Below are 22,025 nucleotides of genomic sequence, written 5' to 3'. Positions count from 1 at the left end.
TAAATCTACTAGTGCATTTTAAGACGATCCTAAACCATGTTAAAAACCTATAAAACAACTCAGTAAACTTAATTTTAAACTAACTTTAATGCCTCTAAAAGACATTCAAAACGTAATTTTTAGTTAAATAACTATTTTTATAGTTGTGTAACTAGAAAAATAGTTGTAGGTTTGATTTAAAATTAGAAAACATGCAAAAGTTAACGAACAAAGAAGAGGAAATCATGCATATTTTATGGAGGCTTAAAAAAGCTTTTGTAAAGGAAGTTCAGGCAGAAATAACAGAAGATCAACCCCACTACAATACCTTATCGACTATAGTGCGTAATCTGGAAGAGAAAGGATTTGTGGCTCACAATGCTTTTGGAAACACACATCAATATTATCCAATCATTACTTTAGAGGCCTACAGTAAAAAGTATATGAATACGGCAATTGACAACTATTTCAATAGTTCGTATAAAAATATGGTTTCATTCTTTGCTAAAGAGGAGAAAATTTCGGCGGCAGAATTACGTGAAATTTTAGACATGATCGAAAATCCAAAAGGAGAAAAATAATTGTTTATGGAAGCACTTTTCTTATTTATCGCAAAATCCGGTGGTTTATTAATATTGTTTTATTGTGCTTATTATTTTTTACTGCGCAAAGAAACTTTTTTTAACAGCAACAGATGGTTTTTATTGACTGGTTTGATTACTTCAGTAGTGCTGCCATTTTTGGTATATTCTAAAACTGTGTGGGTAAATCCTACTCCCGTGACCAATTTGAATTATACTTCTGTTTATCAGCCGCCGCTTATCGAAAATGATGCTTCCTTAATTAACTGGAACCTAGTGCTGCTTTCAGTCTACGTTATAGTACTTCTAGGATTACTTTTAAAATTTGCTTTCGATTTTTATAGTCTGAATACAGTTTTAAAAGGAAAAAAAATCACACAGCAAGCCGATTTCAAATTCATCGATACCAACGAAAATATCGCCCCTTTCTCTTATTTTGATTATATCGTATACAACTCATCAATGTATACACCTTCGGAATTAGAAAGTATTATCGAACATGAAAAGGTGCATAGTGAGCAAAATCATACTGTAGATGTTTTACTGTCCAGAGTATTTTGTGTTCTCTTTTGGTTCAACCCGATCATGTGGCTGTATAAAAAAGCAATTCTTCAAAATCTGGAATTCATCGCCGATAGTGAAGCTGCACGAAAAATCTCCGACAAAAAAGCGTATCAGTACACACTTTTAAAAATTACAACACATGAAAATTGTGTTGCCATTACCAATCATTTTTATCAATCATTAATCAAAAAACGAATCATTATGTTAAACAAAAATCAATCAAAGAAAAGAAATTCCTGGAAATTTGGAGCAATAGTTCCGGCACTTGCGGCATTTGTATTATTATTTCAAATCGAAGTAATTGCCAAAGAAAAACAACAAACGGCAAAGGTAATTTCAGGAAAAACAGAATCTGTAGATATTTACAAAATCAAAAAAAATACTACAGATGCTGAATTAAAGGACATCAGGGAAAAATTGAAATCAATTCATAACATTGAATTTAAGGCTTCTGAGATAAAAAGAAATGCTGATAACGAATTAATATCAATTAAAATTGATGTTAAAAATGGTAAACAGCAAGCACAATCTGTTCAGACTTCAGGAAATGAAGCCATTAAAGATTTTGGACTAATTGTTACAACGAATACGAATGGCAGCAAAAATGTTGGTATTCAGACTGCTGACGAAAATGATAATTCTGAAAGTCACAAAGAATCCAAAAAAGTAAAAAGTAAAAAAGTAACTATTAAACAAACTAAAGATGCTAACACTAATTCTGGTACTGACACAAAAATTGCTGGCAATACTCATACAAATACTAGCACTACTACTGTAATTACAGATGATAACGGCACAACCAGTGTGTCTACTACAAATAATGATGGCAAAATTATTATTTCAACGTCAGGTAAAGCTAACTCAAAAGAGCCTAAACTTATCATCGTTGATGGAGTCGAAATGCCTGCTAATTATAACCTTGACGACCTTAAACCAAAATATATTAAAAAAATGAGTGTTTACAAAGGAAGTGAAGCAACTTCCAAATATGGAGAAAAAGGATCTAATGGTGTAATCGAGATCGAAACGCATCAATAAGAAAGCTTAAAATGCAAAAGCTAACCAACAAAGAAGAGGAAATCATGCACATTTTATGGAAGCTTAAAAAAGCTTTTGTAAAAGAAATTCAGGCAGAGATTACAGAAGATCAGCCGCATTACAACACTTTATCTACAATTGTTCGTAATCTGGAAGAAAAAGGTTATGTAAATCATAGTGCTTTTGGGAACACGCATCAATACTACCCGCAGGTAAGTATCGAGGAATATCGAAAAGGATTTATGAATACCGCTATTGACAATTATTTTAATAGCTCTTATAAAAGTATGGTTTCCTTTTTTGCTAAAGAAGAGAAAATTTCGGCAGCAGAATTACGTGAAATCTTAGTCATGGTCGAAACTCCTAAAGAAGTAATATAATTGTATATGGAAGCTATTTTCATTTTTATCGCAAAATCAAGCGGATTATTGGTGTTGTTTTATTGTGCTTATTTTTTTTTATTGCGCAAGGAGACTTTTTTTAACAGCAGTCGATGGTTTCTATTGGCCGGATTAATTACCTCTGTCATTTTACCTTTTTTGGTTTACACAAAAACGGTATGGATTGAGCCCACTCCTACTGTTTATACTCCACTTGCGGTTTCTGCGAAAGCTACAGGGACAGCTTTAGATTACTCAAAAACGTATCTTTCACCAGCTGTAGAAAAAGACATGTTTGAGATTGATTGGAATTATGTGGTACTTGCCATTTATGGACTTGGTTTTCTGGCTTTGGTCATAAAATTCATGATTGACTTCTACAGTCTGAATCTGGTGCTAAAAGGGAAAAAAGTACAGCAGCAGGCCGATTTCAAATTTGTCGATATCAACGAAAATATTGCTCCCTTCTCCTATTTTGACTATATCGTGTACAACTCATCAATGTATACACCTTCGGAATTAGAGAGTATTATCGAACACGAAAAAGTACATAGCGACCAAAACCACACCATGGATGTTTTGATCTCAAGAGTTTTTTGTGTCCTGTTTTGGTTCAATCCTTTTATGTGGCTGTACAAAAAAGCAATCCTTCAAAACCTTGAATTTATTGCCGACAGTGAAGCTTCTAAAAAAATAACCGACAAAAAAGCGTATCAGTATACGCTTTTAAAAATAACAGCACATGAAAGTTGTGTTGCAATCACCAATCATTTTTATCAATCATTAATCAAAAAACGAATTGTCATGTTAAACAAAAATCAATCAAAGAAATGGAATTACTGGAAGTATTATGCCATCATTCCGGCACTTGCTGCTTTTATCTTTTTATTCCAAATTAAAACAATTGCACAGGAAAAAGAAACTAAAGAACCTAAAGAAGTTACCGAGAAAACGGATCCTATTGATCTTATTAAGATTCAGAAAAACACAACAGATCAGGAACTTAAAAAAATCACAGAAGATTTAAAACAAAAACATAATATTGATGTTGTTATTTCGGATGTAAAAAGAAACAGCGAAAATGAGCTGACTGCTATTAAAGTAGATGTAAAAAGACAAAATGGAAAAACGCAAACCATCCACATCGAAAGCAACAAACCTATTAAAGGCTGTGGAATTGTGGTATCAACCCAGAACAACGGCTCTAAAAGCGTAGCGTTAATCACGGATGATGCTCCTGCTCCAGACAAGAGAAGTGTTATTAGAAATCAGATTACAGTAAGCGACGAAAGCGATGATACTGACAGCGATCAGTCGTCCCTGACGCCTCCAACTCCACCGACTCCGCCAACTCCTCCTGCATTCCTTGTTGAATCAATGCCACAAGTTCCTTCGATGGACGTACCGATGCCACCAATGCCTCCGGGAAATCCAAACAGCAAAACTGAAATGGCTAAGTTTAAAAAAGAAATGGCTGAATATGAAAAGAAAATTAAATCTATCGAACCTAGTATAGCAGCTTATGAAAAGCAGATAAACACTGTGATGGCACAAAAAGAAGCGGTTTACGAAAAGGAGATGGCAAAATTCGAGATTGCTATGGATAAATTTACTGCCGAAATGGACAAATATACACAGGACATTCAGGTAAAATATGGTAAAGACTCTAAAGAATACGAAATCAACATGAAGCAATATGAAATAGACATGAAGCAGCATGAAGCCGATATGAAGAAACATGAAAAAGAAATGAAGAGATACGAGAAAGAAATGAAAAAGCTTGAGAAAGAGAGCCAAAAATCATAATTCGGGATATCTTTAAAAACTAAATAAACATCTAAAAATCAACAACAAAGACTTTGCTTAACCGCAAAGTCTTTTTTTTATATCTTTGCAAAAAAATTAGCCGTTATGTACAAAATTTTAGCCCGAATCAACAAAATACTGCTGCCGAGTTTTACCAAACAAGGCCTGGACATTACGAAAGCAAAAAAATGGCAGATGGCGGTCATCGGTTATCGCGCTTTTGTTACCAAAAGGGCATTGGAATAATCCTATAAAATATTTTCCTCAAAAATACTAAACTTTTAGTATACACTATAAGCTGCCGCTCTGAGTGGTAGTTTCCCCCTTCCACTACATTTCCATGCAAAATAAAAATTTCAATATTCCTCCTGTTTACGCTGTGCTTTTAGCAATTATAAGCGTTCAGTGCGGAGCAGCAATTGCAAAAAGTTTATTCCCAACCATTGGTGCTGCAGGAACAGCTTCTTTACGAATTGGAATTTCGGCTATAATCTTACTATTAGCTTACAGGCCAAATTTAAAAGCAATCACTCCAAAACAATGGAAAATTGTTGTTCCTTATGGTTTGACTCTTGGCGCCATGAATTTGATTTTTTATATGGCCATAGAAAGAATCCCGATTGGCTTAGCAGTAACGCTTGAATTTATAGGTCCGTTATTAGTTGCTATTATTGGTTCAAAGCGTTTACTTGATTATTGTTGGGTATTACTGGCAGCAGCAGGAATTGTTTTAATCGCACCCTGGTCAAATGACAGTATTGATCCTATAGGTGTTTTGTTTGCGCTTTTGGCAGGTGCATTATGGGCTACTTATATTATTCTGGGAGGAAAAGTGTCTAAAATCATGCATGACGGACAGGCAGTTGCCACGGGAATGTTATTTGGAGCTGTTTTAATTTTACCGTTTGGTCTTTACGAAAACGGACTCGCAAATCTTACTCCTAGTTTTTTTGGAATGGGTGTTGCTTTGGCACTTTTATCCAGCGCGATTCCGTTTACACTCGAAATGAAAGCTTTGGGACAGCTCCCTCCCCGTACTTTTAGTATATTAATGAGCCTGGAACCTGCTGCTGCTGCCCTCTGCGCTTATATTTTCTTACAGGAGCATTTAAATTTTTATGAAATTATCGCAATTATCTGTGTTGTGATTGCTTCGGTAGGATCTACATTAACTGCAAAACGATAAAACCTTAAAAATTCAAATTCCAAATCCCAACTTTTAAATTGGAATTTGGAATTTAAAATAGTAAAATCTAAACTTTTATTATTTTTTTGGTAATAATACCGTATCAACTACATGAATTACACCATTTGACTGATTTACATCTGCGATAGTTACTTTAGCATTATTTCCACTTTCGTCAGTAATGTATAAATCTTTTCCTTTCATCCAGGCTGTTAGTGTTCCACCGTTAACTGCTTTTATAGTAGCTTTTCCTTTTCCTGCTTTAATTGCTTTTGCAATGTCAGAAGCATTCCATTTTCCTGCTGCCACATGGTAAGTCAGAATATTTTGGAGCATTTTTTTGTTTTCCGGTTTCAATAATGTTTCAACAGTTCCTTTTGGTAATTTATCAAATGCTGCATTTGTTGGGGCAAAAACGGTAAATGGTCCTTTTCCTTCTAGTGTTTCAACTAAGCCGGCCGCTTTTACAGCTGCTACTAATGTCGTGTGGTCTTTTGAATTAACGGCATTTTCAATAATGTTTTTATTTGGATACATTGCAGCTCCACCAACCATTACAGTTTTTTGCGCAAATGATGTAAATCCAAATCCCAATGCTAAGATTGCTACGGCTAAAAATTTTCTAGTTCTCATAATTAATAATTTAAGTTATAAGCTCATTTACGCGGTAATAATCGTTTTGGTTTTATTAAATCATTAAAATAAATCAAAAAATGCCGAAATATTTTCAAAGAAGACTATAGAACAAGTATTTACAGCGAATTTATTTTTCAAATAAATTTAAATATTTTCTCATTTGCCAGGTAAAGGTTTAGCACTAGGAAAGCACAATTCATTAATATTATTTATTGAATGATAACCCAGTTTACGATAGCTTTCAAACTGAGCTTCATCAAAAAACTGATCTGCAGTAGACTGTTGTGGAAAATCTGGATTAGCCAGAGCGTACTCGCGTATATCAATAGGTTCATCACCCGTCAAAGCAGCTTTTATATAAATTAAAGTGCCAGCCTCTTTCACTCCGGGATATTTAATTTCTCCTTTGATAATGTGTTTTTCTGATTTTCCATCACGTTTTGCAATATCCTTGAAATCATCTAAAACAATTTCAACGCCAAAATCAATACGGCATCTTCTAATTGCATTGGCCAGACCTTCGCAGGCAACCTCCTGATCTTGTTCGCCATCTCCCAATATGATATGATGACAACGTCTTCTAATAAGTTCATACAATCCCATATTGTCAAAATGTCCTCCATCCGATAGGCACACATAATTCATATTGATATCGGATTTACCAACCAAATCTTGAATCAGATAAAGTAAACCAAATCTTGGATCAGAGTCCTTCCATCTTTCACGTCTTGTATTGCCAATCCACCACCCCAAACGAACATTAAAAATGGTTAGTAAAAAAGCCATAGGAGCCGAAGAATGGTAGCCCCAATTCGGATTTACCGCCGCTCCTGATATTGCCATTGCAGTCCCGATAGTAGGCCCTCCTTTTTCATTAGAAAATTTATCGGTAGGACGATAACCATATTCATAAACATGGTCTATATCGTAAGTAGAAGGACGTGTTGGACTAAAATCATAACCACAATACAACGGAGTAAATACAAATGATTCTGCTTTACGATCTTGTCGGTCCAACGCCGAAACAACGGTTGCATTAAGTGCTGTATTAAGAATAGGATACGGGCCGAAATAACCGTCATCAACCTTCATCGATGACAGTAAAATGTCGTCATTGGTATCAAAACCGGTAAATGCATTAGCCGTTTTAATTCGATCTTCTCTGCTGCGGGTCGCTCCCATAAAAGCTCTTATAAGCCGATTGCGGTAAAAATGGTGAAGCGAAAACTCATTAACCCCTACACGCCAACTTAAAAAATATGTTATCAAAAACAATCCTACCGTTGTCAGAAAATTCACAACGCCAGTGTTCCCTTCTCTTATCCAATTGATAAGACCTGAACCGATAAGCAGTACTCCAATCATAAAAATAAAGGGCACAAGCTTAACAATGATATTTACAATGTAATCAGTTTTACCCGATTCTTCATCACCTTTGGATGCAAAAGCAATTTTTACTCCCCAGGCAATTATACCTGCCCAGCCTCCCCAGGCAACAGGAATTACAATTGACATATTGGTCCGAAAATTGGCCCGGAAATCGGTCCATAGATCGGGCATAATAAATACGGCAAAACAAATAATAACCCAGAAAAGCACAAAACGGTTTATATATCCTCCTGTTCTTCCCCACCACTCACGACGGTAATCGGGAAACAATTTGCCTAATATTGCCATTCTGGTTATTATAGCAAGAGAAAAAATCTCAAGAACGATCGGCAGTCCGAATAACAACATTACTTTATCTGTACATATCCTCTCATTGAAATTTCTAACCGGAACCAATATTAATTCATAATTTTTCCAAAACAAGTAAAGCAATACGCTTAAAATGGCCGCGGCCATAGCGGATGATATTGTTAATAGTACGGTGAACCAGCTAAAAAATCCGGTCTCGCTTGTTTCATTCTTTTCTTCCGTTTTTTCTTTATCAGACAATTTCTCCCGTATTACATTTGCCTTTCCCAGCTGAATAAGATCGTATCTTTTATGGTAATTCCCCAGTACTGCTACGAGAATTAATGCAATGAATGCGGGAAGCGATACATTAAAAGCAAACCAGAAATAAAGATTTTCATTTTTACGACAAATTTCAGCTATACTGATATTAAACATAAATGTACTGACCAAAAAAGCACAAATAATCGTCCACGTTATAAGTAAATAAGGCAGAGTACCTGTTATATTGGTAAGAAAGGGAATATCAATATTAAAAACATTCCAATTTTTTGTGACCTGGGCTACTTTTCTTTTCTTTTTTACTTTATAAAAAGATCGCATGGCAAAAGCAGCTGTAAGCGCTCCAAAAGTCAGCATTACCATATTCAATACAAAAAATGGAATTTCATTCTTTTTCTCCAATCCTTTTAATAACTGTCCAAGAAATTCCCAACCTCTGTAAAGCTCAAGAATTATAGAAAAAACAGTCAATAACACCAATAGTAACAAAGTTTGATTGACAAGAGTATTCCTCAACCACGTCATTCCGGATGTCCAGGCGTCAGGAGACATCATTCCTACATTTGGCGAAAGGTAATTACTAAACATCCTGAGCCAGCGTATAGGACGGACTTCATCGGCAAATGGATCGGATGATTTTTCCGGACACAACTGATCGGTAACTTTACTAAAAGATCCTGATCGTTTGATCCAAGAGGTGTACCAGGTTCCAATATACCCCCCTCCTGATACGGTAGAGATATAATCAATTTTTTCTAAAACATCCAGGCTGGCCAATCGCTGCAGTACTCCAAGGTTAAATGTAGCAGAGCGAATACCTCCACCGGAAAAAGCAAGACCGGTAAGCTTCATCTCTGTAGCTCTCAACATGGGATCGTGTATTTTCGATTCATCAGCAGCAATCTTTAACATTGTCTCGTTTAAACTTTCATCACTCGTTGTTGATGCTTGCCATTCCTCACTTCTCTTCTTACGTGCATTACTAATTTCGTCCAACTCATCATTAAACAATGTTTCAAAAGGCAATGGAAATTCGGTCCTTATTTTCCTGTCAGAATTATTATTCAGCAACTGTTCAATAAGCAATTTATCATTAGTAAGATACTTTATAGCCTGCTCGCCATTTTCATTCCACCAATCCTCATGATTTTTAGAATCTTTATCATTTAAAATCTTTGAGTAATCATATATCTTCTCTCTTGCCGCATAAAATTGATATAGGCGAATATCATATGCTGATTTGTTCTGACCGGTAATTGCCTGAATAACTTGTACTGGCATGTATCGAAGTACTCTTGCCAACTTTTCCCTTTCGCCTAAATTTTCTTTGTAAAGTGCGGTCCGTATGCGCTGTCTCCAAAAAAAAGGAACTCTAAACAACAGTAATTCATTCGATTCTGGCTTATCCATATATCTCTTATCGATATTGTTGGCAAGCCAATCTAAAAGATCATAAATTATATCCAGATATACTTTTGTCAAATTCTTATCTCCATGCTTATCTGAACTATGCCAGACTAAGTCTGTTATAATGTCTATTTGACCAGGAGTTAATTCATATATACCATAGTAATCTTGATCCTCCTTCCCAAGATTTTTCCATGAATCTTTTTCTAAAAATGCTTTAGGAAAAGTATTCTTAGGATTACTTTTTAAAATATCCTGAAAAAGCGTCAGATATGATATTGCTTCAGCAGTAAGGTCAGTAACTATATCCATAATAATGGGGTTTTATGATTTATAAACAGCAGCGTTTAGTTGCTGCAATAATAGGTTGTAGTATAAAATCCTGCCTTTTAACAGGCTAATTGTTCCCTAAGGACATCATCTAAAAATGCTTTTTTTGAGTTTTGAAAAACTATACTAAATTACATTAAATCAAAAGTTAAAAAATGAGTACAATTACCTGTTTATAAAAAACTTGCGCCTGTATTTTCGGATACTTGGGATCATTTTTCTCAAAATCATGTTCGACTTCGAATATTTTTTTAACTTTAGAATAAAAATCGATTTATTATGGAAAATCTTGCTAAAAAAGTTAGAAGCAAAAAGCTAAGTACAAAAGTTGATTTAACTGCAATGGTTAGTGTTTCATTTTTATTAATCATCTTTTTTATGGTAGTTGGTGAATTGTCAAAGCCTAAAATTATGGATTTATGTTTACCAGAAAAAGATCCGGATCTAACAGGTGTAATTACGTGTGGCAAGGGGGTTGAAGAACGTTTAATTACTATTTTACTTGATGAAAATAACAAAATAGTAATATACAGAGGTCTTTTAGGATATGATTCACATGAGATCAAAAAAGTCGAATATGGTAAAAATGGTATTCGTACAGAGTTATTCAAAAAAAATAAACAAATTATTGAGTATTCTGCAAGCATGGGAGGAACTAACAGAGGAGCTGTTGTTATTATTAAACCTAGCAAAAAATGCAATTTTAAAAATCTTGTCGATATTCTGGATGAAATGGCAATAGCAAAAATTGATACCTATGCCATTGTCAATGAATTTACTCCAGAAGAATCTAATTTACTAGCCTTAAATTAAAACATTCTCAATCACTAAAACTATAGCTATGCAAGATCTACCTAAAAAAGTCAGAAGCAAAAAATTAAACTCAAGAGTTGATTTAACTGCTATGGTCAGTATATCTTTTCTGTTGATTATATTTTTTATGGTCACAATTGAATTGGCTAAACCCAAAATAATGGAATACGATTATGGATACCGTGGAGGTTGTGGTCCAGAATGCAATAAGCCTGATGAAAATCGTATTTTAACGATCCTACTTGACGATAACGATAAAATGATAACATATATGGGAATACTGGATTCTCCTATACAAACCCCAAAAGAAGTACATTATGGAAAAAATGGAATAAGGAAAGAATTGATAAACGTTAATAAAAAAGTGCATCAATACTCTGCAGAAATAGGCAGTACAAAAGGAGTTACTGTAATTATAAAGCCAAGCAAAAAATCAAATTACGGGAATCTAGTTAACATTCTTGATGAAATAAACATTACGGGAATCAATTCTTACGCCATTGTAGATTATTACACTCCCGAAGAAACAAAATTACTAACAATAAAATAAAACTTCTTTTGAAAACGATTGCCCTAGCCCTGATGGTAGCGACATCCTTTTTCTGGCTCCTTTAGCCAGGAAAAGATATAGCAGACAGCAGGAGACAGCTTCTTAAAATTAAATATTATACATAAAAAAAGTCCCGCATTGATGTGGGACTTTCTATTTTTAAAGAACATTCTTAATATTTGATAAATTTCATACCCGAACTTCCTTTGTCTGATTTTATTTTTATAAAATAATTCCCTGAACTAAGCCTTGAAACATCAATAGCAGAAACAGATTTTGCATTTGGAACTGCAATTACCAATTGCCCTAACATATCATAAACGGATAGGGATTGTATTTCTATACCTTCCTTTGAATTGATATTTAAAGTATGATTTACCGGATTTGGATACAACGTAAAATAGTTCGAAAACTCAAAATCGGGAGTCCCCAGTGTTACTGTTTTAAAAGTTGAAGTCGCTTTGTTGGTTAAAATCGGGAAATTATAATCAAAATAAATATTGGCCTCATTCGTAAAGGTATCTCCAACTCTTAAGTTTGATCTTGTCTTTATTTTAAACGCTACATAACCGTCGTTATTGGCATCATCAAAGGGAAGATTGATCTTTTCGAAAATAAATTCTACCTTATTCCCTGCTGTAATTTTAGTTGTAAAAGGATGACTTGAACTTGTTGGGATTAAAGTTGTAAGATCAAATTTAGACAAATCGATCATGTCTTTTACGACAATGTTCTCTGCAGCAAATGTTCCTGTATTTTCAAAACGAATCATATAGTGCACATACTCCCCTATTAATTCTGGTGTAATAACAGAGCCTTCTAAACAGGTTTTATCATTTGGATCGTAAGAACCTACTACTACCTGATTAAGTGTAAAAGTATTGTCGATTGGACTTTCGTCTTTGTCCTGAGAGGCAATAGTTGCTGTTAATTTTAAAACATCACCATTGTTTACAGCAGGTAAATCTGTTGGTTTGTTTGATTTTAAAGTAAATACTATTTCTCTGCTTTCAAATGGCTGAATAGCTGCAAAACTCCATTCTATAGCATTAACGGATTTAGAAGAAAAAGCAGTATTGGAAGCGACATACTCCAATATGGCATCATCAAACCCAAATTTTATCGAACCCGATTGCACTACATTACCCTTATTTTTATATACGATTTTATACTTAGCGTCAAAACCGGGCCTTGCAACATCAATTGGTAATATCGTAACTTCTAAATCCCGATAAGTACCAACTGGAGTGATACAAAAATTTTGAGTATACGGACTTGTCTGCGCCGGAAAAACAATCGTTGCGGTTGCCGGTGTCACAGAAAAGTACCACGGATTTTCTAAAACAGGAGTTATCTTGTGCGTTCCTTTTAAAACAGGAATAGAATAATTACCCGATAAATTATTAACAAATGTTCCGGAAGAAGCTCCCACAATATTAAATTTTAAATTAGGATAAAATGGATCCGAATTTTCACAGCCATTTTTGTTCGAATCTATTCTCTGTGATCCCTGAATTACAAAATAATCCTCTCCCGGATGAAAATTGCAATAGGAATTTACATGACAATCTGTGTATTTATACGTTTTGATTAAATTTTGAACCGTAGCAATTTCATTATCATTTTCATCTACGCAAATGTATTTCAAGTTGGGACAGTTGGCAAATTCTATACTGGATTGATTGATGATCCCATTTTTAATGGAAAGATATTTTAAATTTAAATTATTTGAAATACTAAAATAGGATCCTAGCTTACCATAAAATTCTAAGCTTTCAAACTTATTATAACCAGCATATAAAGACTCAAACTTTTTACATAAAGACAAATCGAGCTCTTTTATTAAGTTATTGTCACAAGATATATTCAACAAGTTTATAGAACCTTTGATGTTCAAATTTGTTAGTTTATTATTGCTGCAATTAATCGACTCCAGAGCGACCAAATTAGATAAATTTAAATCTGTTAAACTACATTTATAAACATCTAACGATTTTAGATTTGGGGTATTTACAAGGCTTAATTCGCTTAATGTACTATTCTCACTAATTCTAAGATACTCCAATTTAGGCAGGTCCTTCACCAGGATTGTAGTGAAATTATTCAAATTAGCTTCTACACCAGTTATATTCTTGCAGCTGGTTAAATCCAAATCTGTCAATAGATTGTTATTGCAATACAAAAACTCCAGATTAGTCTGATTGCTTAAATCAAGGCTTTTTATTTTTGATCTTGTAATCATCAGTGTTTTTAACGATTTTAGGCTTTGAAGGTTGATTGTTTCTAATCGATCTCCCCCTAAAAACAAAACTTCCAGATTGGCAAACTGAGAAATTCCTGTCGGACCATTATCCAATAAATAGGGCATTATTGAAAGGCTGCTTTCTGCGCGTATTTCTTTTAAATTAAGCCCGTTAATATTGAGGTCTTTTGTAACTAAATCTCCTCCGCAATTTATTCTTTCTAAATTTTTCAACGGTCTCAAATCAGCGGTTACTCTTTGTCCGTAAAAATTCAAAGTCTTTAAATTGACAAAAAATTCAATTCCCATTAAATTATAAATCGTCGATTTCGTGCCTCCTAGTTCCAAAAAATAAACTTTTGATGCCTCCACAGCATTAATTTCCTTATCAAAGTTGGAATCGACAACAATGTTATTCCCGTTTATATCTTTTGCAAATCCATTGGTTGCATTTGCCGAAAGCAATCTTTCTTTAAAAGGAGTACTTCCAAAAGTAATCACCTGTGCATTAGCACCATAAAAACATAATAATAAAACCAAAAAGTAGAGTTTTTTCATAAGTGGTATTTTTACACAAAAATAACCCTTTAACACAATAACACAACTTTTTCTGTTAAAATTTAAAGGAGAAAAATACTGAAGCAAAAAAAAGTCCCACATTGCTGTGGGACTTTCTATTTAGAGGAAACTAAGAATTATTTTTTCTCAGTTTTTTCCATTTTAGCTTTTAATGCAGCTAATACATCATTGTTGTCTCCTAAAGTTGCAGCTGGTGCATTAGTAGTAGAGTTAGATGAAGTATTTTCAGTTGCAGCTTTCACGTTTTTCTCTTCTTCTTCACGGAAGATAGCAGTGTGAGAAGCAACTACTCTTTTGAATTCTTTGTTGAATTCGATTACTTTGAAATCAGCAGTATCACCTTTTTTCAATTTCTTTCCGTCTTCTTTTTCAAGGTGACGAGTAGGAATGAAAGCAACGATATCATCTCCGAATTCTACAGTAGCTCCTTTGTCAACGATTTCAGAAATTTCACCATTGTGGATAGTTCCTACAGCGAAAGAATCTTCGTATTGATCCCAAGGATTAGCAGTAGTTTGTTTGTGACCTAAAGATAATTTACGTCCTTCAACATCTAATTCTAATACAACTACATCAAGTTTTTCACCAACATTTACAAATTCAGATGGGTGTTTGATTTTCTTAGTCCAAGAAAGGTCAGAAATGTAGATTAATCCATCAATTCCTTCTTCTAATTCTACGAAAATACCAAAGTTTGTAAAGTTTCTAACGATACCTGTATGTTTAGAACCTACTGGGTATTTAGAAGTAATATCAGTCCATGGATCTTGAGTCAATTGTTTGATACCTAATGACATTTTACGGTCATCTCTATCTAAAGTTAAGATAACAGCTTCAACAACATCTCCAACTTTTACGAAATCTTGTGCAGAACGTAAATGAGTTGACCATGACATTTCAGAAACGTGGATTAAACCTTCAACACCTTCAGCAACTTCGATAAATGCACCGTAATCAGCGATTACAACTACTTTACCTTTTACTTTATCACCAATTGTTAAATTAGCATCTAAAGCATCCCATGGGTGAGCGTTTAATTGTTTCAATCCTAATTGAATTCTTGTTTTCTCATCATCGAAATCAAGGATTACAACATTTAATTTTTGGTCTAATTCAAGAACTTCACTTGGGTGGTTGATTCTACTCCAAGAAAGGTCAGTAATGTGAATTAATCCGTCAACACCACCTAAGTCAATGAACACACCATAAGAAGTAATGTTTTTAACAACACCTTCTAATACTTGTCCTTTTTGTAATTGACCGATGATTTCTTTTTTCTGTACTTCAATATCAGCCTCGATAAGAGCTTTGTGAGATACAACAACGTTTTTGAATTCGTGGTTAATTTTTACCACTTTGAATTCCATCATTTTGTTTACATATACATCGTAGTCTCTAATTGGCTTAACGTCAATTTGAGATCCTGGTAAGAACGCCTCGATACCGAATACGTCAACGATCATACCTCCTTTAGTTCTACATTTAACAAAACCGTTAACGATTTCTCCAGTTTCATTAGCTGCAATAACTCTATCCCAAGATTTGATAGTACGTGCTTTTCTGTGAGATAATACTAATTGACCTGTTTTATCCTCACGGATGTCGATTAATACTTCTACTTTGTCACCTACTTTTAAGTTTGGGTTGTAACGGAATTCGTTTAAAGAAATAACACCTTCAGATTTAGCATTGATATCAACGATAACGTCTCTATCTGTAATTCTAACAACAACTCCTTCAACTACTTCTTCTTGATCTGTAGCGATGAAAGTTTTTGATACTAGTTCTTCAAACTCTTGTAAGTTTTTCTCATCTACTGCATCAATTCCTTCTTGGAAGTTATGCCAGTTAAAATTTGCTAAAAACTCTTCTTGTGATTTTAATTGTTCAGACATGCTGATAAAAAATTTGTATTCTGTTTTTCTCGAGTTTCTCTATGCGATAGAAAATACAGAAGTTGTTTTACATAAATGGTTGATACCTAATGGAAACTCTTCTCTGCCAAAAGGTCTGCAAAATTACTATATTTTTTTGTAATTACAAACAGATAAGTCACTTATTATTTATCTACTAATATTTTTGAAAATTCACTACTAATAGCAATATACTCTACAACTTGATCAGTATCGAATCTAATCTTACCTTTATTATCTATCTTTAATGTCTTGTTCTCTATTGATAAATAATTTTTTCCAGATTTAGATTTATAGAGCGTAAAGATACTGTGACTATCTGTTTTGCTACTAATGTTTTTACTTAAAAAATTAAGATTAGCAAGATTACTTTGCGAAATATCTATTATCATTTGCTGTTTGTTTTCTATATGACCCAAAGCAGGCAATACAACTTCCTCATACCACGAATTAGTAGACTCCGAAAAAGGTTTCTTTGTTTCTAAATAAGGCAGAAAACCCGAAATAGCAACGACAATACTAAGCTCTATTAACCAAATAACCCAAAGAAATGTACCGTTAACCATTGCTCCCTTAATGCTCCACATACCATATTCATTTACCTGACCAATGTATTCAAAAACTAAATCCGGTCGAAAAATTAATGAAAATACTTGTCGAAAATCAATATTACTTACTAAAATACCAACATTATTAGAATCTTGGCTTTCTCCAGCTTTAATGACCAAATCGATCCAGATTGTCCAATGAAAATACAATGCCAAAAAAGCACCAACAAATCCAATAATAAATCCTAGAAGTGGATTTCTAACTTTTCCTTTTTTTATAACAAATTGAAGAATTACAACTCCAACAAGAAGACCAAAACCTATTGTAATAAAAAATCTTATATAGACAAAAGGAATATACCATATACAGTAAGCATATATTAATGCCAAAATTGGAAAAGCTGTAATGCTAATCAATAAGAAGTACAAAATAAAAATTAACGAAAATTTACCTGATGGTTTGTAATATTTCTCCATATATGTTTAAAATTTTAAAGTGTTTACTAGTTTTATTGTTATTCAAATCTTCTTATAAGGCTCTAAAAACTTATAAAACTAGTTTCTATTAATAAAATTGGCAGGTTTTTGAAATCTGTCGGATATGATCTTATCATTTTTAGATTCTTGTAAATCCGTTTTACTTAGAATGCCGAGGTTAGATTTACCTTTTTGCTCTTCATCACTAAGACATCCAGTTTTATGATTGTTAATCCCCCATTTTCGTCGATATAATTAAGGGTTTTCTTCGCTGCGTTCAGCGAAATAGTTTTTGGCTTCTTGAAGTTAGGGATTGTCTCAGAAAGATTAATTACAATATCCTCTCCTGTATTATTCTTGTATCTTAAAACACCGTTCTTATCTTCAAACACTACCTCTGTCAAGGTTTCATTACGCGTTGACATCGAAAGCCATATCGTCCCATTAAAAAAATAAACGTCCCTCGTAGAGAAATCTATGAAAATGTCACCTGTCTTCCCATTGTCCTTCGGAACACCTTTTTGTTCTGTTAAATTTCTTAGATTGTTCCATTTACTATCATACCAATAGTAATAACCGGATAAAATGTTTCCACTATTTGCCGTATTAAAAACCAAAATAAATTTGGTATCCACATCAACAACTGTTGACTTATCAAATCTGCTTTTTAATATTACTCTTGGAATCATTATTTCTTCATTTTTACAAATTACATCTAAACGTGACGATACATCTGACAATTGTTTTTGAACATCTGTTTGGCACAATACGAGAAAAGGAGCTAACAGCATAGTATACAAAATTATCTTTCTCATCTTTTAACTTAATTATTAAATTCAGATACAAAATTACCACACTCATTATCTGTTAATTATCCAAAATGCATAACTAGTACGAATGAAGTAATAACTGGTATGATATTGTGCATAAGTGGTAAAAACAAGATCGAAAAGTACCCGAAAAACATAAAGGAGTACCTCATTAAGCGGGTGTCAGGTTTCACTTTTTTCTGTATTTTTGTGTAATGGATGTACCTTTTGAAGAAATAAAACAAAGAATAGATACTTTCCGGCAAAATGGGCAGGTAATTACTGCTGTTTACTGGCTCTTAAAAAAGTACAAGCTTAAAAGCAGTAATCTTAAAGGCTTTGAGTTTAGGGAAAAAGCTAAACCCGATTTTATTCTGATGACAACTGAAGGAGACTTTGGAAAACCCCAAATTATAAGAATTCCAGAAAATACTTTTGAGTTCCCACTGGAACTAATGCTTACCCTAATGGTGCATGAGATGGTTCATGTAAGTCAAAAAACAATAAAACCTTACGTACTAGATAAAAACGAAAGAGAATGGCAGGCTTATTATGAAATGAATTTTCGTGTTTTATTCCCTCAGGTTCCTGAAATATCAAATTTCCACAAAAAATTCTTTGCTCAAAAAGGCAAGGAGTATTACAATCGAATGGGTGAAGGTTCAAAGCTTCAACAGAAATATGCAGAACAAAAAAAAGAGGTCGAATATTTGATCGCTTCGTTGCCCTAATTTTTTTAAAACAAGCTTTTACTTTCTATTTCGCAACCATTTTTCAATTGGTTCAAGAACTGTATTAACAATTGTAACGAGAGAGGTACAAATCAGAGCTTCAACAAAATAGCCCGATGCAGCAATACAGCCAATAGCCGCGCTACACCATATCGTGGCCGCTGAATTCAGACCGTGTACATTCGGGCCTTCTCTAAAAATAACTCCGGCACCCAAAAAACCAACTCCCATAACCACTTGAGCCGTAATACGGGTTACATCTATATTAGGTGCTGTTGCTGCCACTTTAATCGATAACAAAACAAATGTCGCTGCGCCAGTTGCGACCAGCATATTGGTTTTTAAACCAGTTTCTTTGTGGTGCCACTGTCTTTCAAAACCAATGATCAATCCTGCAAAAAGTGCAATTATAAGTCGGGTTAAAAATTCTGTCGTGCTCAAAATCATTCTTTTTATAGCTTAAAAATACTTTTTTCTATCGTTAATTACAAACTATTTTTTCTTTAACAGTAGAAGTTTAAAACAGAAAACAAAAAAGCTGCAGGATTACCCTGCAGCTTTTCATAACAATTAATTAACTCAACTTTATTAAAAAAGCTAACTCTTTATTACATCGAAACAATAATAAACTCACTTCTTCGATTCGCCTGATGTTCTTCTGTAGTACATTTTACGCCATCGGCACATTTATTCAGTAATTGTGTTTCTCCATATCCTTTTCCGGTTATGCGATCAGCAGTAATTCCTTTTTTAACAAGCCATGCCACTGTTGCTTTAGCTCTTCTGTCGGATAGTTTTTCATTGTAAGCATGAGTTTGTCGGCTATCGGTGTGCGAGCGAACATCAATTTTCATGTTTGGATTTTGAATCATCACCTGACGGATTTTCTCTAACTCAATGGCGGCCTCTTTTCGAACAATCGATTTACCCAAATCGAAGTAAATCATTTTTATGTGTAAAATTTTCGCCAAATCATCACCAACAACCAAGTTTTCAATCTTTTTTTCGACCACTTTTTGAGGCGTTCTTTTCAAAGGCAATGTCAAACTTGTTTTATCGATCGCTTTAGGCAATTCATTAGTATCATAATCTTGTCTTGCAGCGCGAACAAAGTATTCTTTATTGCAATTTACTTTAAAACTATACTTCCCATCGGCTCCGGTTATTGCCTCTCCTATTATCTGAAGCTGATTGTCAAGTAAATTTACTTTAGCATTCTCCAGTACCAAATTTGTTTCGGCATCTATAACAGTTCCTGATAAAATCTCCTCACAAGGCAATTTTCTGGTTTCCGAAAAACGGTAGACATCATCGTAACCATGTCCTCCATCTCTATTGGATGAGAAAAAACCTGTTCTGTTTTTACTGTCTAATATAAAACCAAAATCATCCAGTTTTGTATTAATAGGAGCTCCAACATTCTGAACTTCGCTAAACGTCAAATCCTTTTTAATAGTCGAAACAAATACATCAAGTCCTCCTAGTCCCGGTCGTCCGTCGCTGGCAAAATACAATTCATTATCTCCTGATATAAAAGGAAAAGTTTCTCTTCCTTCTGTATTAATTGCAGCTCCGAGATTTTCAGGTTTACCAAAACTGCCATCAGTATTAATAGTCACACTATACAAATCTGATTGTCCAAAAGTACCCGGCATGTCTGAAGCAAAGTATAACTTTTTTTCATCTACACTTAATGTCGGATGTGCCACACTGTATTGATCGCTATTAAAAGGCAATTCAACGATATTCGTCCATTTACCCTCTATATAACTTGCTTTATACAATTTCAACAAAGTGACTTTCTTGTCGTCTATTCCTTTTGTACCGTTCAAGAAATTGTTTCTGGTAAAATACATCGTTAATCCGTCTTTTGTAAAAACAGGAGTTGATTCATTAAATTTTGAATTGATCTTTCTTTCAAATCGCTTTGGAATTCCAATACTACCATCCGCATTTAATTCTGCCGAATAAAGATTTGTAAACGATTTATTGGTCCATTTGAATTTTACTTTCGTAACTCCGCTTGTATCTCTTGCAGACGCAAATACCAATTTGTTATCTAAAAAAGAACTTCCATAATCTGAGTACTTTGAATTAATTCCGGCATCGGCTATTTTAAATCGACCTGAATTGTTTTTTATCTGCTCCAAATAATTTTTATTCTTTTCAAATAACAATCCTCTTTTATCAGTACTTGCTTTTTGATTGAAAAGCTCCAATATTTTATCGGCTTTGGTATAATTTCCTGTTGCTTTTAGTGTTTGGGCATATCGGTAATAATACTCAAATTCCTGTTGATCATTCATCCCAAAAAGAGCTTTGTACCATTTTAATGCCTTCACCAACTCGCCATTAAAATAATAGGCATTACCCAGTCGCTGGAACATTTTCTCCTCTCTATATCCTTTTTCTGCTACCTTTTCGTAAGCAGCAATCGCATCGATATAAGCATATTTATCGTACTTTTTATCAGCACTGGCGATACTGCCTGTCTGTGCAATCCCCTTGCAAACAAATAGCACTAAAAAAATGTTATAAACTAAATTTTTAATTTTCATAATTGAAGTATTAGAAGAATCTTGGTGAAGTAATTCGGCTGTAGTTGTTTAGGAACTCAAAACGCAAAAATATCTCGTGCGATCCAGAGTTGTAATTTACTAATCGGGTGGTTTCACGATCGTAAGCATATCCTAAATACATACTGTCGGTTATCTGAAATCCAGCCAAGGCACTAATTGACGCACTCCATCTGTAAGCAACCCCAATAACAAATTTATCGTTAAACATAAAGTTGGCCGAAGCATCTACCTGCAATGGTGAGCCTTCTATCATTTTAGTCATTAAAGCCGGTTTGAATTTTATGGTTTCATAACGATTCAGATTAAATACATAACCTGCTATGAAATAATAGTTGATACGGTCTTTGTAGATTGAATAATCGTTATCGTCATAGCGGGTGGTTTGAATAAAATTAGGAACGGATAATCCCACATAAGCTTTATCAGTATGCCAGTAAACCCCTGCTCCGATATTGGGAGAAAATTTATTCTGAAAATCCTGAAATTGGGTATCTCCCTGATGTTCCGGGCTTAACTTTGTAGGATCCAGTTTGAATATATTGGCAGAACCTTTAATACCAAAAGAAAGTTTTGCGGTTGCTGATGTTGGTATTGAGTAAGAGAAATCAGCTGATATATTGTTTTCATTCGTTGGTCCGATTTTATCATTGACCAATGATACTCCCAAACCTACATTACCGTTTATGGGTGTATTTAATGAAAAACTACTGGTTTCCGGTGCACCATCAAGCCCAACCCACTGAGTACGATACAATCCGAAAATACTCATCACTCCCCGGGAACCGGCATAAGCTGGATTTATATTAATGGTATTATACATGTATTGTGTAAACTGCGCATCTTGCTGAGCAAAACCTGCAGTAGAACAAAACAATAAAACTAAAACTAATTTTCTCATTTATTTTATTTTTAAATAAT

The 22,025-nt window shown here is 34.0% G+C and carries 18 protein-coding genes; 9 read left to right on the top strand and 9 right to left on the bottom strand.

What is annotated here, in order from left to right; genetic code table 11:
- Nucleotides 1–191: 191 nt before the first annotated feature.
- The 6 genes from AC3IS6_RS15545 to AC3IS6_RS15520 all read left to right on the top strand — a co-directional run bounded on the left by AC3IS6_RS15545 (nt 192) and on the right by AC3IS6_RS15520 (nt 5,534).
- Nucleotides 192–560 (top strand): BlaI/MecI/CopY family transcriptional regulator, encoded by a 369-nt coding sequence (locus AC3IS6_RS15545; protein ID WP_017498597.1) that lies wholly within the window; start codon nt 192–194, stop codon nt 558–560.
- Nucleotides 561–566: 6 nt separating this feature from the next.
- Nucleotides 567–2,162, top strand: coding sequence for a M56 family metallopeptidase (locus AC3IS6_RS15540; RefSeq protein WP_489160672.1), 1,596 nt, complete (start codon nt 567–569; stop codon nt 2,160–2,162).
- A gap of 11 nt (nt 2,163–2,173) precedes the next feature.
- On the top strand, nt 2,174–2,542 hold the full coding sequence (locus AC3IS6_RS15535) for a BlaI/MecI/CopY family transcriptional regulator (RefSeq protein ID WP_173967451.1): 369 nt from the start codon (nt 2,174–2,176) through the stop codon (nt 2,540–2,542).
- Nucleotides 2,543–2,548: 6 nt separating this feature from the next.
- A complete protein-coding gene (locus AC3IS6_RS15530; protein ID WP_489160670.1) occupies nt 2,549–4,348 on the top strand; it encodes a M56 family metallopeptidase in 1,800 nt (599 codons plus the stop codon).
- Nucleotides 4,349–4,453: 105 nt separating this feature from the next.
- Nucleotides 4,454–4,594 (top strand): SsrA-binding protein, encoded by a 141-nt coding sequence (locus AC3IS6_RS15525; RefSeq protein WP_489160668.1) that lies wholly within the window; start codon nt 4,454–4,456, stop codon nt 4,592–4,594.
- A 94-nt stretch (nt 4,595–4,688) separates the two neighbouring features.
- A complete protein-coding gene (locus AC3IS6_RS15520; protein WP_489160666.1) occupies nt 4,689–5,534 on the top strand; it encodes an EamA family transporter in 846 nt (281 codons plus the stop codon).
- 78 nt (nt 5,535–5,612) lie between these two features.
- Here AC3IS6_RS15520 and AC3IS6_RS15515 read toward each other — a convergent pair whose 3' ends face one another.
- Both AC3IS6_RS15515 and AC3IS6_RS15510 read right to left on the bottom strand, forming a co-directional pair.
- The gene (locus tag AC3IS6_RS15515) at nt 5,613–6,167 is read right to left on the bottom strand and encodes a fasciclin domain-containing protein (protein ID WP_489160664.1); all 555 of its coding nucleotides are present in this window, start codon (nt 6,165–6,167) and stop codon (nt 5,613–5,615) included.
- 159 nt (nt 6,168–6,326) lie between these two features.
- The gene (locus tag AC3IS6_RS15510) at nt 6,327–9,848 is read right to left on the bottom strand and encodes a patatin-like phospholipase family protein (protein WP_489160662.1); all 3,522 of its coding nucleotides are present in this window, start codon (nt 9,846–9,848) and stop codon (nt 6,327–6,329) included.
- 297 nt (nt 9,849–10,145) lie between these two features.
- On the opposite strand from AC3IS6_RS15510, the gene AC3IS6_RS15505 reads away from it, so the two are divergent.
- Together AC3IS6_RS15505 and AC3IS6_RS15500 are read left to right on the top strand one after the other, a co-directional pair.
- Nucleotides 10,146–10,679, top strand: a complete 534-nt coding sequence (locus AC3IS6_RS15505; RefSeq protein ID WP_489160660.1) for an ExbD/TolR family protein — start codon at nt 10,146–10,148, stop codon at nt 10,677–10,679.
- Between the two features lie 28 nt (nt 10,680–10,707).
- Nucleotides 10,708–11,229 carry an ExbD/TolR family protein gene (locus tag AC3IS6_RS15500; protein ID WP_489160658.1) on the top strand — a complete coding sequence of 174 codons (522 nt, stop codon included), beginning with the start codon at nt 10,708–10,710 and terminating at the stop codon, nt 11,227–11,229.
- 172 nt (nt 11,230–11,401) lie between these two features.
- Here AC3IS6_RS15500 and AC3IS6_RS15495 read toward each other — a convergent pair whose 3' ends face one another.
- The 4 genes from AC3IS6_RS15495 to AC3IS6_RS15480 all read right to left on the bottom strand — a co-directional run bounded on the left by AC3IS6_RS15495 (nt 11,402) and on the right by AC3IS6_RS15480 (nt 17,803).
- Nucleotides 11,402–14,029: a DUF7619 domain-containing protein gene (locus tag AC3IS6_RS15495; protein ID WP_489160656.1), complete on the bottom strand. Its 2,628-nt coding sequence runs from the start codon at nt 14,027–14,029 to the stop codon at nt 11,402–11,404.
- Nucleotides 14,030–14,166: 137 nt separating this feature from the next.
- A complete protein-coding gene (gene rpsA, locus AC3IS6_RS15490; RefSeq protein ID WP_068840655.1) occupies nt 14,167–15,945 on the bottom strand; it encodes a 30S ribosomal protein S1 in 1,779 nt (592 codons plus the stop codon).
- Nucleotides 15,946–16,109: 164 nt separating this feature from the next.
- A complete protein-coding gene (locus tag AC3IS6_RS15485; protein ID WP_489160653.1) occupies nt 16,110–16,988 on the bottom strand; it encodes a hypothetical protein in 879 nt (292 codons plus the stop codon).
- Nucleotides 16,989–17,152: 164 nt separating this feature from the next.
- Complete coding sequence (locus tag AC3IS6_RS15480) at nt 17,153–17,803, bottom strand: hypothetical protein (protein WP_489160652.1); 651 nt, start codon at nt 17,801–17,803, stop codon at nt 17,153–17,155.
- A gap of 209 nt (nt 17,804–18,012) precedes the next feature.
- On the opposite strand from AC3IS6_RS15480, the gene AC3IS6_RS15475 reads away from it, so the two are divergent.
- Complete coding sequence (locus tag AC3IS6_RS15475) at nt 18,013–18,528, top strand: hypothetical protein (RefSeq protein ID WP_489160650.1); 516 nt, start codon at nt 18,013–18,015, stop codon at nt 18,526–18,528.
- A gap of 18 nt (nt 18,529–18,546) precedes the next feature.
- On the opposite strand, the gene AC3IS6_RS15470 is transcribed toward AC3IS6_RS15475, so the two are convergent.
- The 3 genes from AC3IS6_RS15470 to AC3IS6_RS15460 all read right to left on the bottom strand — a co-directional run bounded on the left by AC3IS6_RS15470 (nt 18,547) and on the right by AC3IS6_RS15460 (nt 22,005).
- On the bottom strand, nt 18,547–18,975 hold the full coding sequence (locus tag AC3IS6_RS15470) for an MgtC/SapB family protein (protein WP_489160648.1): 429 nt from the start codon (nt 18,973–18,975) through the stop codon (nt 18,547–18,549).
- Nucleotides 18,976–19,136: 161 nt separating this feature from the next.
- Nucleotides 19,137–21,086, bottom strand: a complete 1,950-nt coding sequence (locus tag AC3IS6_RS15465; protein ID WP_489160646.1) for an OmpA family protein — start codon at nt 21,084–21,086, stop codon at nt 19,137–19,139.
- Nucleotides 21,087–21,096: 10 nt separating this feature from the next.
- On the bottom strand, nt 21,097–22,005 hold the full coding sequence (locus AC3IS6_RS15460) for a PorP/SprF family type IX secretion system membrane protein (RefSeq protein ID WP_489160645.1): 909 nt from the start codon (nt 22,003–22,005) through the stop codon (nt 21,097–21,099).
- Between the last annotated feature and the right edge of the window lie 20 nt (nt 22,006–22,025).

The sequence above is a fragment of the Flavobacterium sp. KH_035 genome, assembly GCF_057839565.1.
This window is presented reverse-complemented; position numbering and strand designations above follow the sequence as displayed.